The organism is Pusillimonas caeni, from assembly GCF_003545815.1.
GTDB classification, from domain to species: Bacteria; Pseudomonadota; Gammaproteobacteria; order Burkholderiales; family Burkholderiaceae_B; genus Pusillimonas; species Pusillimonas caeni.
In genome coordinates, this window is sequence record NZ_PDUW01000003.1 from 88,128 (window position 1) to 102,752 (window position 14,625).

Annotated in this window: 18 protein-coding genes; 8 read left to right on the forward strand and 10 right to left on the reverse strand. The window is 53.6% G+C overall.

The genetic code is table 11. From position 1 onward, the window contains the following. From CSC67_RS07570 to CSC67_RS07610, 10 genes are all read right to left on the reverse strand, one after another. A complete protein-coding gene (locus CSC67_RS07570) occupies positions 1 to 1,209 on the reverse strand; it encodes a tyrosine-type recombinase/integrase (protein WP_118993921.1) in 1,209 nt (402 codons plus the stop codon). A 732-nt stretch (positions 1,210 to 1,941) separates the two neighbouring features. After that, positions 1,942 to 3,207: a DUF1173 family protein gene (locus CSC67_RS07575; RefSeq protein ID WP_118993922.1), complete on the reverse strand. Its 1,266-nt coding sequence runs from the start codon at positions 3,205 to 3,207 to the stop codon at positions 1,942 to 1,944. A 226-nt stretch (positions 3,208 to 3,433) separates the two neighbouring features. Continuing rightward, positions 3,434 to 3,964 (reverse strand): hypothetical protein, encoded by a 531-nt coding sequence (locus tag CSC67_RS07580; RefSeq protein ID WP_135227441.1) that lies wholly within the window; start codon positions 3,962 to 3,964, stop codon positions 3,434 to 3,436. 14 nt (positions 3,965 to 3,978) lie between these two features. After that, a complete protein-coding gene (flhD, locus tag CSC67_RS07585; protein WP_118994333.1) occupies positions 3,979 to 4,344 on the reverse strand; it encodes a flagellar transcriptional regulator FlhD in 366 nt (121 codons plus the stop codon). Positions 4,345 to 4,906: 562 nt separating this feature from the next. After that, positions 4,907 to 5,821 (reverse strand): KfrB domain-containing protein, encoded by a 915-nt coding sequence (locus tag CSC67_RS07590; RefSeq protein ID WP_118993924.1) that lies wholly within the window; start codon positions 5,819 to 5,821, stop codon positions 4,907 to 4,909. Between the two features lie 271 nt (positions 5,822 to 6,092). After that, positions 6,093 to 6,998 carry a Fic/DOC family protein gene (locus tag CSC67_RS07595; protein WP_118993925.1) on the reverse strand — a complete coding sequence of 302 codons (906 nt, stop codon included), beginning with the start codon at positions 6,996 to 6,998 and terminating at the stop codon, positions 6,093 to 6,095. 31 nt (positions 6,999 to 7,029) lie between these two features. Then, positions 7,030 to 7,254 carry an antitoxin VbhA family protein gene (locus tag CSC67_RS07600; RefSeq protein WP_118993926.1) on the reverse strand — a complete coding sequence of 75 codons (225 nt, stop codon included), beginning with the start codon at positions 7,252 to 7,254 and terminating at the stop codon, positions 7,030 to 7,032. 60 nt (positions 7,255 to 7,314) lie between these two features. Next, on the reverse strand, positions 7,315 to 7,569 hold the full coding sequence (locus tag CSC67_RS07605; protein ID WP_209304292.1) for a hypothetical protein: 255 nt from the start codon (positions 7,567 to 7,569) through the stop codon (positions 7,315 to 7,317). A 62-nt stretch (positions 7,570 to 7,631) separates the two neighbouring features. Further along, positions 7,632 to 7,772, reverse strand: coding sequence for a hypothetical protein (locus tag CSC67_RS21320; protein ID WP_167752796.1), 141 nt, complete (start codon positions 7,770 to 7,772; stop codon positions 7,632 to 7,634). Positions 7,773 to 8,450: 678 nt separating this feature from the next. After that, the gene (locus tag CSC67_RS07610; RefSeq protein ID WP_118993927.1) at positions 8,451 to 8,921 is read right to left on the reverse strand and encodes a hypothetical protein; all 471 of its coding nucleotides are present in this window, start codon (positions 8,919 to 8,921) and stop codon (positions 8,451 to 8,453) included. 49 nt (positions 8,922 to 8,970) lie between these two features. Here CSC67_RS07610 and CSC67_RS07615 point away from each other — a divergent pair, with 49 nt between their 5' ends. From CSC67_RS07615 to CSC67_RS07645, 8 genes are all read left to right on the forward strand, one after another. Next, positions 8,971 to 9,273, forward strand: a complete 303-nt coding sequence (locus CSC67_RS07615) for a transcriptional regulator (RefSeq protein WP_118993928.1) — start codon at positions 8,971 to 8,973, stop codon at positions 9,271 to 9,273. A 19-nt stretch (positions 9,274 to 9,292) separates the two neighbouring features. Beyond that, positions 9,293 to 10,057, forward strand: a complete 765-nt coding sequence (locus CSC67_RS07620; protein WP_118994334.1) for a ParA family protein — start codon at positions 9,293 to 9,295, stop codon at positions 10,055 to 10,057. Next, on the forward strand, positions 10,054 to 10,968 hold the full coding sequence (locus CSC67_RS07625; protein ID WP_118993929.1) for a ParB/RepB/Spo0J family partition protein: 915 nt from the start codon (positions 10,054 to 10,056) through the stop codon (positions 10,966 to 10,968). Before CSC67_RS07620 ends, CSC67_RS07625 begins: the two co-directional genes overlap by 4 nt. 453 nt (positions 10,969 to 11,421) lie before the next feature. Further along, a complete protein-coding gene (locus tag CSC67_RS07630) occupies positions 11,422 to 11,880 on the forward strand; it encodes a prepilin peptidase (RefSeq protein ID WP_118993930.1) in 459 nt (152 codons plus the stop codon). Positions 11,881 to 11,899: 19 nt separating this feature from the next. Then, positions 11,900 to 12,637, forward strand: coding sequence for a hypothetical protein (locus CSC67_RS07635; protein WP_118993931.1), 738 nt, complete (start codon positions 11,900 to 11,902; stop codon positions 12,635 to 12,637). Between the two features lie 184 nt (positions 12,638 to 12,821). Next, complete coding sequence (locus CSC67_RS21325) at positions 12,822 to 12,989, forward strand: hypothetical protein (RefSeq protein WP_167752797.1); 168 nt, start codon at positions 12,822 to 12,824, stop codon at positions 12,987 to 12,989. A 123-nt stretch (positions 12,990 to 13,112) separates the two neighbouring features. Continuing rightward, positions 13,113 to 13,511, forward strand: coding sequence for a BlaI/MecI/CopY family transcriptional regulator (locus CSC67_RS07640; RefSeq protein WP_118993932.1), 399 nt, complete (start codon positions 13,113 to 13,115; stop codon positions 13,509 to 13,511). After that, positions 13,511 to 14,506: a M56 family metallopeptidase gene (locus tag CSC67_RS07645; protein ID WP_118993933.1), complete on the forward strand. Its 996-nt coding sequence runs from the start codon at positions 13,511 to 13,513 to the stop codon at positions 14,504 to 14,506. The genes CSC67_RS07640 and CSC67_RS07645 overlap by 1 nt, the downstream gene beginning before the upstream one ends. The last annotated feature ends 119 nt before the right edge of the window (positions 14,507 to 14,625 follow it).

Below are 14,625 nucleotides of genomic sequence, written 5' to 3' on the forward strand. Positions count from 1 at the left end.
TCAAGCGGCTTTGCGGGTTTTTTTGCAAGGCGCTAAGTCTTGCTGCGGTAAATCTGCGGTGAATGCCTCCATTCTGGTTTGTCTGATGAGTGCGTGCAGGTCAATTGATTCAAAACTGTCTTGTGGACGTGTGATCAACTCCAGGGCATCGTACACTTCGCGAATTTGAGCGATGGCATAGTGATCTCCCATATCGCCGGAGACATGCCACAGGATTGTGTCCTGAGTGCGTTTTGGGACCCCCGCAGCGCGCAAACGCATGCCGACGGTGTGGCGCAAGTCATGGACTCGCAAATCGCCTAAGCCGGCTTCTGCGACAGAATTTTGCCAGCTTGTGTTATTGATATGCTCGAATGGCTCATATTCGACTTGACCGTCGCCTATTGGCTTGGGCCAGCAGAATACACGAGTTGGATGTAACCCGCGCTGTTCGTCGACTACTTGCTGAGCGACAGAATTACAAAAAACCACTCGCTCATACTTTCGTCCTTTAACGTACCTACGTGGGATTACGAACGCGGATATCGTGAGCTCCGGTCTGATTTCTATGCGGACTTCCCACTTCCAGCGCAGATTGCAAACTACTTTCTCTCGAACCCCTGAGTTGAGCTTGAATAAAACCGCCTTCTTTATGTGCGGCTTCAATTTCGGCATCAATTTATCGTCCTGCTCAGCCCAGCCAAGTGGCCGTGGTGGCCTGCTATCGGATTCATCGACGAACGTGATCTGTGGCGGCCTATCTAGCCAGGTAACCTTGTTCTTGAACTTCCATGTCGTGGAGGCGCGAATGCAGATTGTGCGCACAAGTTCTAAGGTGGCATTGATGGTACGGCCTTTCAGACCTTCGGCACGGCGCGCATCGACAAAATCCTTTAAAGCTTCATCGCAGATTTCATCAAGTGTTAAAGAGCTATGGCTTTCCAGAAGTGGTTTCAGCATCGAAGCATCGTTCACCCATGAGGACTTGTTAGCGGCTGCCTGCTCCTTGATGTAGCGAGCCGCGGCTTTGACTAACAAGACTTTAGGGCGCTGCCCTTTGGTTGTTTGGGCTTGAATTTGTTGCTTCTCCTCTATGAGGAAGTCTTCTGCCTCTTTTTTAGAGCTGAAACCACATTTTCGAATTCGTTGGCCTCGATACAGCGCGTCGACCTCGTATTCTCCCGGGTAGCGCGTGGACGGGTAGATCCCGCTCGTTTTTGAACGTCCCATTTTTGTGTTCCTTTACTGGCACGCTCACTACCGGCTGATAGTTTATAACGATTCCACACTCTGTCGATGTCCTTGCGTTCATAGACGATGGCCGTTCCCGCTCTTATGCCTAGCCCTTTTAACTCGGGCGCTATGTGTTTGTCGAAGAAGTGACGGCGGACACCAAGGTACGCTCTGGTTTCCTCAGTGTTGAAACAACGTTTAATCATGTAGCCCCCGGTCTCCCGAGGCCAGGGGAACCAAACTCCAGGTAACGTGCGGGTTGAATCCACCCACGCAAAGTTCGGTAGGTAGTACGGACATAAAGGACTCCATTCAGGACGCTAGGACGGCAGATGGTGCCGGTTACGTCTCCGGCGTCAGGTGGCGAGTGACCGTCGTTGGGCCCTATCCGCGGCTTGCCAAGCCCAGATTCAGTGGCGCGGAGGCATCTTTTTTATCACTCGTTTGCCAGCGAGTCGCGGACACCTTTTGTTGGCAGAGAATCACGAACTAGCGGGTGGTCTCGTAATGCGCTATTTTTTCGCTCTTGCGTGCTATACGGTTTGGCTTGGCCGGCTGAGAACAGCTCGTGGCACAGCCAAGCGAGACAGATGAAGAAACACGGCAAAACAAACATGGCAATAGTCAGAGCAATAGGGCCCTCAGCAAAATCGAGCAGGCCCCAATTCTGCGCTACCTCGCGCAACCTTTCTCCGAGACTTACATTCATCTAATACTCCATGGATCAATTCAGAGATGAGTGGGCAGCTCGGGCAACGGATCTCCAGAAACTCCATTCCAGGACCACCAGTTGCCCGGGCCATAGGTGCTGTTGTAATGAGCGACCTTATTCCGTTTTCGTGTTTGGTATTCAGGTGTCGACATGCCCCATACTTCCATTGGAAGTGGGGCACCGCGATCTTTCAGCCAGAAGTCCGGAAAGACGGCGTCTTGGCTATCAAAGCGCAACGGCTTCTCGAATCGCCTGCCTTGTGCAACAAGCTCGTCAGCTACGATTACTTCGAAGCCCGAATCGACAGGAATCCAGTCGCGAGTCATCCACATGAGCCCGAGATCCATGACCTCCGCCTGCAGGGCACTGCTAGCCTTGGGCGGGGAAGTCTGAATGATCGCTATCACAGGGTCTTTACCGGCCCACGCGCCAATCTCACGCGCATAGCGCCGTCTTGTGGTGTCCCAAAGCTCGTCGGACATGGTCAAATACGGTATGCCATGAAAGCCCGCTATGGGCAAGGTGGACGCTCCGTCCAGTCCTTCTCGGTGAGTGGTCAAGGGCGCCACGACAATGAGCCGGCGTCTTTCCTGATGAGCGGCAAGAGCCTTGGCATGGTTCAGCTTGGCCTGCTGCCCGCTATCATTGGAAGTTCCGATGAGGAGGTTCTGGGCCAGTTTGATCCGTCCTGCATATACTTTCATCGCCACGGTCATCAGGTGATAATGCACTACACCCAAGTTACGCTTGCCCTTCATTGCTGGCGACCAGGTATTAAGAGCAGCCTCGGTCCATAAATAATGCAAGAGGCCCAGCAAAGTCATACTCGATTGGCTAGAACTCGCTCGTGTCGCTGCCACTGGCAATTTGGGCGTTGCCGCTTCAGCTCCCTCAGGGGCTTTAGTGAGCCGCTGTTGCAACCCGACCTTCAATTTGATCTTGGTATTGCCGTCATCTAACTCTTCGACTACTCCGCGCTTGTAGCTGCCCAGACCTGAGGCGTTCGGATCAGCACCGAAGTAAGCGCAGTTCTCGCTGTGCTCGGGGCCCGTGTCAGGAAAGCGGGCCAGGTGAAAGCTATCTGTGTTCTGGCGGCAGTGAATTGAGAGACGTCGCTCGCCTGTGCCAGGACAGAGACAGCGCACTATCCCCTTTCCATGGGCCATAGTCAGGACTCGCTTCCACGAGAAGGCGTACTGCTCTTCTTGCTGAAATTGAGGGCTGTACTGCTTCACCTGGTCGCCCAATTCTATCTCGACCGTGTAGGTTTTGAAGTCCTTCATTGGCTAGACCCTGGAGAATAATGATTGGGGTGTAGGTTCGGTTAACCGCTACCCTTTTTGGGTATCGAGCTTTGACTGTATTTGAAGACTCACAGTCACCCGGGATCGAGAACTGCTTGGCATTGACTTCCGCGCCCTGGCTTACCTGGCAGATCTCAGCCAGTACGTGTTCTGGAGTCAGGATGGGGAACGGCGCAAGGAATGCAGCAACATAATCCTGTTCTACTTAGCTCTTTCGCACCGTCATTCTGAATTCGTACGGGTTCGCTTTGAGCACGAATTCTTCCCCGTTGCTCACCAGTATGGGCCAACTCCAGTAGTGGCTCGTAACGCTGGGCGGATTGAACGTTACGCCATTCTCTTCGGTCAGCGATTTCGCGGATTGCTCATGGAACTGAGTGGCTTCAGCTACGTCTCCGTTAACCGTGCAGGCGATCTTGTCGGAGTCCGTAGAGGAATCAGGACTGCAAGTGATGGAAAAGCCGAAGCCTGTGGTCAAGGGCGCCGTGGAAAAATGAATATGCTCGCGTTTTTCGTAAGGGCTCGCGACTCCGGCCAGCGCTAGCATCTGTGCTTGGTGTATTGACACGCCTTCCTTGAGCAATTGCGTATGAATCGTGTACTGCTGGGTTACCTGGCCCGGGTGTCCGCCAACTTCCTGGGGCATTGACACGGCTGCACACGCTAGCGAGGACCCAAACAAGCTGCTCGCGACGGCTGCGACGAAGATTACATCTTTAAGAGAATATTTTTTCATGTGGCGTTTAATCCCTAAACTGTTCGGCATCGGAGATGCATATCGCTATGCAAGGAAGGAGGTGCTTCGATCGTGGACGTCAAGTTAGAAAGGATTACCGACGCATGCGTGGAAAGTAGTGAGCCATCCAAGCCGCTGTGATCCAGCGCTGATAGCAACTGAAAGTCGTTAAGCCTGAAACTGCAAAGCAGAACCTGAGTGCTGGCAAGCTTCATAACTTGCGGCAGCGAGAAACCTGCGAGGATGGTCGCCGCGTCTTCCTCCAGCCCCAGCCTATACATGCCCCTTGCGAAGTTGGTACGTAGCATTCGTTGAGCGAGTATCAGGTATGAGAGGTTGAGTTCACGGATGTCTTCTACATCCGGATCTATTTGGTTCATCATGGTCCTTGCTCTTGGCAGTGGACAGGAGCCTTTGACCTGTCACGGTATTTGATCTTGTTCACACAACTGGGTGCCTCGGCTAGCGCTTGAATTAGTTGATGTTTGCTGAAAGCCAACTTCAAATATGCGTGCAATAAGTGCGGTAAGCAGCGAAACAATCGCTCCAACGCCCACCCATATGCCGACGCCGAATGCGAAGAGCGAGATCTTGAAGAGCCTAATAAAGATGCTCTGTATCGGACACTGCTGTGTCTGGAACTTGGTGCGAACTCAATATCGCGTGTGTGACGGCCATAAGTTGGCCAACCACGGGAGCTCCGATCTCGCTTTGGCAAAAGCGAACGGCCTGCCACAATAGGTTCAGACCTATGATGCCGTCCGAAATATTGATCAAACTCGCTACTTTGACCTTGTTGGTGTTCCCATTCAAGCCGAAGGTTGGTTCCGGCTTCATGACCTTCCACAATCTTAGACATGTGTAATGAGATACATCGCACCTATCCTGTTATATCAGACGCTCGATACCAAACCGGCTTTGTTGACTCTGTGGCGACGGGTGTCATAGTCCGTACTCGTTGCGGTCGGGGCCCTTCATGTGATGCCCTAGGCTTTCATGAACCTCTTGCACTATACCTATTTGACCGTGGGAATATCTGATTTCGACTTCTCTTCCGACCAATGAATCCGGCCCAAGGCCCACCAGGCGTGCATCGTCATGGGCGACTCGATATGCAGCACCGATATCCTGAACCAGAGTACCATTCGACGCTTCTACAATAACGCCTCGGTACGTTTGTCCTGGCACACTCTGAAGCTTTTCAAATTCCCCATCTAGATATTGAGCTAGATCGACATGTTCAAGCGGTCTTGATAAAGACGCGTAGTCGAAGTCGGCCGGCAACAGTCTTTGTTCGAAACCAGAAATCGCATGGCTTAAGCGATAATTGTCGATGAGCTCAAAAGCTTCCTCTCTCGGCATGAACTTGTAGTTCATGTCTTCCGCATCTTCGTAATCGAAGCAGGTGTATAGATTGACAAGCGCTTCGCCTGATTCGTCTATAGCTATGATAGAGGCGCCGCGTGTTATTGAAGCCAGAGAATTCGACATGGCTATCACCGCGTTGGGGTGCTCGCTTTTTGCTGCGTAGACCTCTCCTCGATATTCATCAGGTACAGTAAGTTGAAGCCGTTCAGACATGAGCTCTTTTGGGTAAAGGTCGCAAATCAATTGGTAATTGCTATCTACTAAGTCTCGCACTGACGTGCCGCTCCAGTTAGCAACAAGCCGCTCAAAGTGGTCTTCCGGTCCACCGAATGGAGCAATCTCCCTTCCAAGTGGCTCATTCTTGTCCAGCGACTGTTGCGAACTTAGGGAACTAACCGTTGACGGTGAGGATTGCTCCAAGTGGCTAGTGTCTCGGCTTGGCCGGAGCCAAAACTTGGAAATAGTCGCAGCCAGATCTTTGATGCCCATGAGTTTCTCCGTGTCCGAGACGTTCTGCAACTAAACCGACCCGCGATAGCATCATCGTCGTCGGCCTAGACTTCTTGGTGTGGCTCAGCGACACCAGCCGCGGTAGCGGGCAACGAAGCGGCCCCAACCGTTGATGGCTCCCGCTTCGTTCAATATGCTGATCGCCTATGCGGCATGCCAGTGCTTAAACCATTTTTGATTCCTAGTGTTTAGCCGCTAAACTTTCGCCGCGAAGCTATAGCAACATGATGGCGTAGTGCATTGGGCTGCCTTAGCGCTCGAAGCCACGATCCATAGTTCGCTGAATATTCAAGTCGTTTTGAGCTGGCTCGGTCACCAAACCAACTCTGCCGTGGGGGTAGGCAACGCGGACGACTTGGCCAGGCAATAGCGACGCAGATGCTGAAAGTGTGCGACGCTCGTGCAAGACGACATCCTTTGATGGAGACGGCAATGCTTGGATCACGTACCGATCAGTGAGACCGAGAATGCGCCCTGTGTAGGCCTGGTTTTCTTGTGCGGCCACAATCCTTGAGTCCGCACCGACATCGTCTCGTGCTAGATCGATTGCTCGTTGTCTGTCGTAATCCACCAGGTTGGCACTAATCAGTCTGGCAAGCTGGGAGGAGTCACCCTGGAAGGCTGCAATGCTTGCCTGGATATTGGCTTCTTTGTCTATGCCTTGCCAACTGATGTGATAACCAGCTTGATGTGAGAGCTGATTGATAAACTCTCGTAGACTTCGGCCGTTTCCTTCCCGAAATGGATGTAGGACATTAAGTTCGCCCAGATAATGGCCCGCTCGTTCGCTAAAATCTGCAGGAGAGAGTCCTTGTAGATGCCTTTCACGAGCCAGTAGCTCAGTGATCTGTGGCGCATAGGACTCAATATGAGCGTGGTGCGCGAATCGAGTACTGCCTTTAGACACATCGACTGTTCGAATTTGTCCGGCCCAGTCATAGACGTCGCTGAACAAGCGATGATGAATTTGCTGGAGGTGCTTTAAGTCAAAGCAACCCTTGACCGGATCGAGGGCGAGCTCGACAGATCGAACTGCGACGAGCGCAGCTTCGACGCGCTCTAGCTCGGCAGCATCCGTGATGTTCAGTCGATTACGCAATATCCCGTGTGTCGCGTCAAAGTACGGATCACTCGGGTGTTCCGAATACTTATTCATGACGTGATAACCGGGTTGTTAGAGGTGCTGGTCAGCCCTTCTCGAAGGCCGTGTGTACTTCCAAAGAGCGGAAGTCGCCGCCGGCAAGACGTTCTTTTATGTGCGCGATTGCTTCAGGCACAGCCAGTTTTCTCTGGCTGACTTGGTGTAAGTCTTTAACAGTGGTGGCGTCCAGCTGCAGACCTTCCAAGCGCTGGTTTGCAATTGCGTTTTCCACAATCTCTGTTGCGTTGAGGGTGGAAGGTGCCTTTTGCATATGCAATCTCCGGATGAGAATCACAATTGCGTGATGGTTCAATTATAAACGGTAAGACAGTCACCGTATGTTGTAGTCCGGAGCGACGGCTCCGACGTCGCGTCGGATCGGCGCCAGCTCACGCCCTGCATCGAAGCCGGCGAAATACGCGTCAGCCTCGACAGTGCCAAGGTTGTACGGGCAAGGGGGGTATTGCGCACCGTCAATTCGTGCTCGCAGGCAATTCAGGACGCCTAGCTTGTACGCCTCGCTGCGCGGGGAACGACCAGGCTCAAACGCCTTGTCAAATACCGCCTGTGCTGTAAGTTCGCTCATGTTCTTGCCCTGAAAAAGTGCCCCGGGTATTTGAGGCTGGGGCCGGACCCCGGCCGTGGCGATTAATAATCTGGGTCGCGGATGCCAGCCATCACAGCAGCTTGGTATTGGCTATATCCTTCTTCGCGCAAATCCAGGTACTTGATCGCGTCCTCTTGGTCGCAGCCGTAGTGGTCCATAATGCCCTGAAGTTGTGATTCCATCCGGAATTGCTCCATGTCATCCTCGCTTCAGTAAGCACCCAACACGGATGCTTGCCAAAGCGGCCTCATCCGAGGCCTTTAAACCTGCCCGCCGAGATACCGCGACGGGGGCAGGGTGCTTTGATCCCCATAACACCGTGCTGATGCTGGTCCCGGCGATGCCGGCCACCAGACAGTGTTAAAGGTGCGGTACTTCCCCGCTGCCAGCACCGCGGTTACGACGCCACCGCGGGCAAATTAGGTGCCCTCACGGGCATGCAGGCGGCCAGGTATGCCTGGCTCCCCAGCATGACAGCAAGACTACTTCCCCTATCCCCAGGGAACATTGCGGTCAACACGGCCTCAGCGGCCTTCTGGATTTCCTCCCTTTTACTTCCAGCCGGGAGGCAATGAATGGGCTGCCGCACCTTGGGCCGTGCAACGGCGGGTGCGGTCTTTATCGCTTCGTTAGATTAAAGAGCGTCAAGCAATCTGAATTGCTTAATCGCAAGTTTAAACCAATGATTTAAAAATAGCAAGCATCGATGAACTAATGTTTTAAAATGTTGGTAGGATTAAGCAATAAACGCCTTGTTTCGTTACATGTGCTTTGTCAAAAAGGATCTTATGACGCAAACGCGAGCTCGTCGCTCCGATCGTTTTGGGTTCTTGTTATGGTGTACCAGGCGAAGATGAGGCTTATGCGACTTGCGTGTCGGGGTCATCACTTTTTCGGGCATTACTTTGAACCCCCAACAAATACGCCGACATGATCAGATCCAACTGATTGATTTGTTCTTGATTAAGACGCAGTACATCTTCGAATCGGGTGATTCGAAATGGCCAACTATTTGATGAGAGCGATGAAACTTCGCTGGGCAGCGTTTTGGCAAGGAAAGTAATAACCTCTGGAGAAAATCCCCAATGCTCAGGGCCTACTACGTCGGAAAAATATTCCCACAGTTTCGGCAGCCTTTCCTTGCCAATTGATCCCGTGCGTACCCAGCCGCGAATTGCTTGAGGCGAAACACCAAACTCGTGGGCGACATCCGTCCTCGACTTGATCTTACCCTTGTCGATTTTTATTTCGATTGCGCGCTCGATAGCGAGTGCGAGGTCTTTGCCGTATAGCACCGCGCAATCTAACCACCAAAGCTGATCTTGAAGCAATTGTTCATTTTTTCGCCCAGAAATTAAATCAATGGTTTAAAATTGCGAAATGAGAGTCGCTTTTTACCCCATTGTATTGGCCTGCACTATCGCCAAGATTCTGTCAGACCCGGATGGAAAGCAGGGTTTGCGCCAGCAGAAAGGACAGGCCGCACTCGCCAGCCTTCTTGGCGTCACAGAAACCACGGTCAACCAATGGTACTGGGGTCGTAAGCCTGTATCTATCACCTATTGCGTTCGAATTGAACAACTAACTCGTCGCATTGTCACTCGCCAGATGCTGCGTTCTAAAGACTGGAAGACGATTTGGCCAGATCTGGAAGCTCCAGACGACGACAGGTCTAACGGCTAACTACATGAGGGGAGAGGCCTTGAAAACACTCGTAGTTGCACAAGGAAAAGGCGGCGTCGGCAAGACGGCTTGCGCTGCACACATTGCTTTTTTCGCCCGGGATGCGGGCTTGCGGGTGCTGATTGTCGATTTGGATACGGGCAACTTGTCTAAGACATTGGCCGATTCAGCCATTGGAATCGCCTCCAGCGAGTTGTTTAGCGAGGGGCCCCCGGCCAGTTTAGCTGCTAAACCGGCCGGGCAAGGCGGTGGGGCGTTGGAGCTCATCAGCGCCGATGCGCTGCTGGCAAACCTCGTTTACTTGTCCCTGGAGGCCGCACTGTCGCGGTTCGTGGCAAACCTTGAGGCGTTAAGCCCGGGCTACGATCTGTGCGTCATCGACACGGCACCGGGCCTGGGCATTGCACTGGCGGCGGCTTTGCATGCGGCCGACGCCGTGATCTCGCCTGTCGAGATGGAGGACTATTCCATCGAGGGTATCAAGTTCATGATGCGCACGATCTTGAATGCGCGTAGCCGCAATCCAAAGCTATCGTTCCTGGGCATCCTGCCCAGCCGCGTCGATCGACGAAATCCGCGCCAGGTCGGCCATCTCGCACAGGTTCAGCATGCCCATGAGGCGTTACTGGTGCCGTTCGTCATTGGGCTGCGCTCGAGCGTGGCAGAAGCATTAGCTCAAGGTGTGCCGGTGTGGACGTTGCGCAAGACGTCGGCACGCGCCGCCGGCGCCGAGATGCGTGCGTTGGGCAGTTATGTCGTTACCAAGATGGGAGTTGCACAATGACCAATCCGAAAAATTTAGCTGCTAAACATTCCGCCGGCCTGGACTTGGCCGGTCTGGGAGATCTGGCCTCCATGCTGGATGCGCCGGTCGGTAGCGCTGGTCAGCCGCAGATGTTTGATGTGGCCAAGATTCGCGAAGATCCCAATAATGTGCGCTCGGAAGACAATCCAGGCTTCGGCCAATTGTCGATGGAGGAGTTGACTGAAAGCGTGAAGGATCGAGGCATTAAGTCTCCACTGTCTTTGAGGTCCGACCCGGATCGACCTGGCTCCTACATCATCAATTATGGGCATCGACGTTTTCGGGCGGCCAAGGGAGCCGGAAAGGACCAGGTGCCCGGTTTTATTGACGAGAACTTTACTAGCTTTGATCAAGTTAAAGAGAACCTGGACCACGAACGTCTGACTGCTCGTGAGTTGGCAAAGTATATCGGGGCGCGATTGGCCGAAGGGATGAGCCAGGCCGAGATCGCAGCAAAACTTCATCGCTCCAAAGCCTTCATTTCGCAACACGTGGCGCTACTGAACTTGCCCGATCCTGTGGCTGAAGCATTCGACGCCGGCCACGTTCAGGATTTGACGGTTGCAAATGAGCTGGCGCGTGCTCATAAAGAGAACCCTGAAATTGTTGAGCGATTGTTGGCTGCGCAAGAGGATTTAGCGGCTAAACCTGTGACGCGTGCCGATGCCAAAGCCCTTCGTAAACCGGCCAAGAAGGCGACACCTAAGGCTAAAGAGCGAAGCGGCGACATGCGACGTATGGAGTTGGCCCTGTCTGATCGTTTGGCTACATCAGTGCAAATCGTACCCGGTCGCCGCGGCGGTCATGTACAGCTGATGATCGACGCGCATAACTGGGATCACTTCAATGATTTGCTCAAGCGGCTGGGTATGGGTGAACTCGTGGAATGAGCATTCTGCATGCGAAACCTTCCGTTGTCGCCCAGAGAGAAAGTCTCAATGGAATGGGGACTGACCACACAATCCGAAGCTGCTAAGAGTGCAGACAGGGCAAAACGATCAAAGTTACAACAAGAGAGAGGAACGTCATGATGAACGGACAGAAGCCACTGTATAAGGAGTGGGGCATTGAATAGGGTCATATTGCACGCCGCCCTGGGCGGAGCGACACTCGGTTCTAGTGTGTCGTTCCTCATAACCATAGCGGCAGGGATGTCCTCGAGTCCCGGTATCGGGATAATTCTCTTTTTCCTAGGGGCCACAACGGGGCTCTTCAATTTATGGCTGGCGTATAAGCTCGAGAAAGTGCGAAGAGTAGTCCTGAAAGAGTGTTGGCTTCAGTCACGGCCACGTAGATTGGAACGTAGGTTACGCAGAACCGAACATTGTGACTAAGGATGAACGATGGGAATACCCTGGCTTACATTAGCCAGCATCTTGCTGGTTACCGCATTGATACTGTTGTCCTGGGTGGATATTCGAACCGGGCTCCTGCCTGATTCGTTGACGCTGCCATTGGGCTGGTTGGGTCTGATCGTCAATTTGGATGGGATGCTCACGCCGTTACGAGAGGCAGTGTTGGGCGCCGTATTCGGATATCTAATTCTTTGGTCCGCAAATCTAACCTATCGACGCATCAAGGGAATTGATGGCATGGGCTATGGTGACTTCAAGCTGATCGCCGCGCTCGGCGCTTGGTTTGGTATCGCCATGCTGCCTTGGATCATCATCGGGGCGTGCATTGCCGGATGCGGCATGGTTGCAGCCCATCGTGCGGCCGGCCGCGCACCTGGGCCGATGCCTTTCGGCCCGTGTATATCAGTCGCAGGTATCACCGCTTTGGCATTCGTGTTTAGCCGCTAAACGCAGCAAGGATAGGTCCATGATTAACTGGTTGAACAGATTCATCGTGCTTGGAATGATAAGCGGGATGGTGGCCATCGGGCTGATGCTGGCGGGTATGCATCGGCCCGTACCTTCTCTGCTGATCATCATGTGCTTGTGCCTCATTGTCGCGGTCTGGATGCGTAGTCGACTTTACCGACCTCTACATCGATATAAGGGGGTCGTGATCCGATACATCCAGGAGGCTCCTGAGGTATGGTCCAGCCATATATGTGGACGAGAAGTGCGGATGATCGGGAAAGCTCTTGGTCGATGGATATTGGTCGTTCTGCATCGGCTTATGCCCTGCATATCCATGGCAAATCCTTCCCAGCCCCTTCGGCTTTTCGAAGAGAGCGACTGTAGGCGGACAATCAATGCGCTGTCGTTTTCGGCGTTCGAACGGATGCTGGACGAACTGGAGCAGCGTTGTGGTGCCGTTATCATCAGCGCAAGCGCCTTGAACTTCGAAGACCGCCAGCCTGGTCGACTGCAAGAGCGCATTGAGGCGGTTCAGCTGAGGCCTGTCTGGACGTACCAAGAGATTTTCCGCACTCTTCATCGAAGTGACACGGTATTTGGACGCCGGATCTTCGGGTGGCCCATCCGAAGCGGGGAAAATCATAGAGCGATCGTACCTGGCATTGTGGTGTGGCGCTCATCAGATTCTCGGCCGGACTTTGTCGCCTTCGATTTAACTGAAGCCGACAAGCGGACCAGTACACACTCCGCATGATCTCTTGGTTGAGTTGGACGGGCTCGCTGTTCGAGTCAGTGTGCCACACCGTTCTCGGATTCAAGGGCTGCGCGCCGGCGTTGCCCGCGCTTGCGGCGTCGCCGGCTTCGGCCCCTGGAATCCTGCGCTGCGCCGTATCTCTGGCGGCAGCGGGCAATCCCGCCCGTTGCTTCAGGAGAGACAGATGCAGTACTCGCTATTCGAACGTTCATACAACTGGCCCGTTGGAACCTTGCTTGTCCAAAGCGCCGCCGGCCTGGAGCTCGCCAGTGCCGACCTGGTGCTGGCCGAGGCGCGCCGGCTTGCAGACTCCATCCCAAAGGGCCCCCTCTTGGAAGTGTTAGCGCAGTGACAAGCTGTTTGTCTCAGGGGCTATCCTTGGCAAAATTGAAATCTAACCCCTAATAAACCGATTGACGATCGGTTTTTGTAGTGGTACTTTAACGCCTCAGTAATTCATTTGGAATCCAGCAAGTTGACTAACGCTGATGTGCCGCCGTTGGGCGACCTAGAGATTGCCGCGCTTGAAGATATCTGGCGTTTTGGTACATCCGACGCCAAAACGGTTTATTCGCGTGTAGGACGATCACGCGCGATTACGCTCAATACAGTGCAGTCTGCGCTGGAGCGTCTGTTTCGCAAGCAGATTCTGCATCGCGAGAAGGTTAGCCATGCATATGAGTATTCGGCCAAGCTTACCCGCCAAGAATTGATTGGCCAGTTGGTTGAGTCCACAGTGCGTCGAGTGGCGGGTCCCCAGTCGGATGTGCTGATATCGGCTTTCGCCGATCTGGCTGCACGCGCGGATGATGACCAGCTTACGCGACTCGAGGAAATGATTGCACGGCGCCGCACCGAATTGGACGAATCGTGATGGCGAGTCAGTGGCCGATACTTCAATTTGCATTGCTGTCGGGATTCGTCCTGGCATTTACGCTCGCCCTCTTGAATGCCGTCTTTGAGCGTCCTTTGCGCTGGTTGCGCAGGGGTAGAACACCCGTTCAGCGAGCTCGAATAGTCTGGTGGATGCTGATAACACCTGCATTGGCCGGGATTGCCTATGCGACCCTGACCATAGCGTTGCCATCGGTGCTTGGCGGCTCGGATCAATTAGCTGCGGTATGCAGTCGGCACGCGAGCTCTTTGTGGCACTTATGCGTATGGCATCCCAGTGAGAACGGGCAAAGCCTGTGGCTGTGGGGAGTGCTGGCATTGGTGGCTGGGTATGGCACTTGGTTGGCGTCGCGGGCGGTGTTGGGCCTTTGGCGTGCACGCCGTACCCTTGCCGCGATGTTGCATTTGAGCTGGAAACCCGGATACCCAGACAAACTGCATGTGCTTGATGCTGATCAGCCCGTGGCGCTGGCATACGGCTTTAGACATGGCAGCATCCTGATTTCGTCCTCATTGACACAGGCGCTCAACCCAACGCAGCTACGCGTCGTACTGGCACACGAACAGGCCCATATTGCTCATCGAGACGTCTTGTACCGCTTGATTTCAGTGATACTGTCCAGCATTCAGTTACCAAGCACTCGCCGCCGATTATTGCGTGATCTAGAACTTGCCCTAGAGCAACGCTGTGACTTTGCTGCGGCCGATGCGGTGGGCTGCCCGATTACCGTGGCCGAAACCATTGTCGCCGTAGAGAAGATATTTCGAAACCATGCTCGTGAACGCGGCTCATTGTCGATGGCTTTCTACTCTGACTTTCTTGCCGAGCGCGTCGAGGCATTGCTTTCGCCCGAACGCAAGTCGGTGTCTCACTTAGGGGTATCCCTTGGATTTGGAGTATTGGCGTTTTGTAGCCTTTCAACTGGCTGGCTGCACGCGTTGACCGAATCACTCATTGCTTTGTTAACCAAGTAGGCGTATGTCGGTATTCGCGGGTTCTTACAGCGAAAAAACCGACTGCAAATCGGTTTTTTTGATGTTTCCACCAAGCGTGGAAGCACTGTCGGCGGACGAATTTGTTTGTTCACCCATTG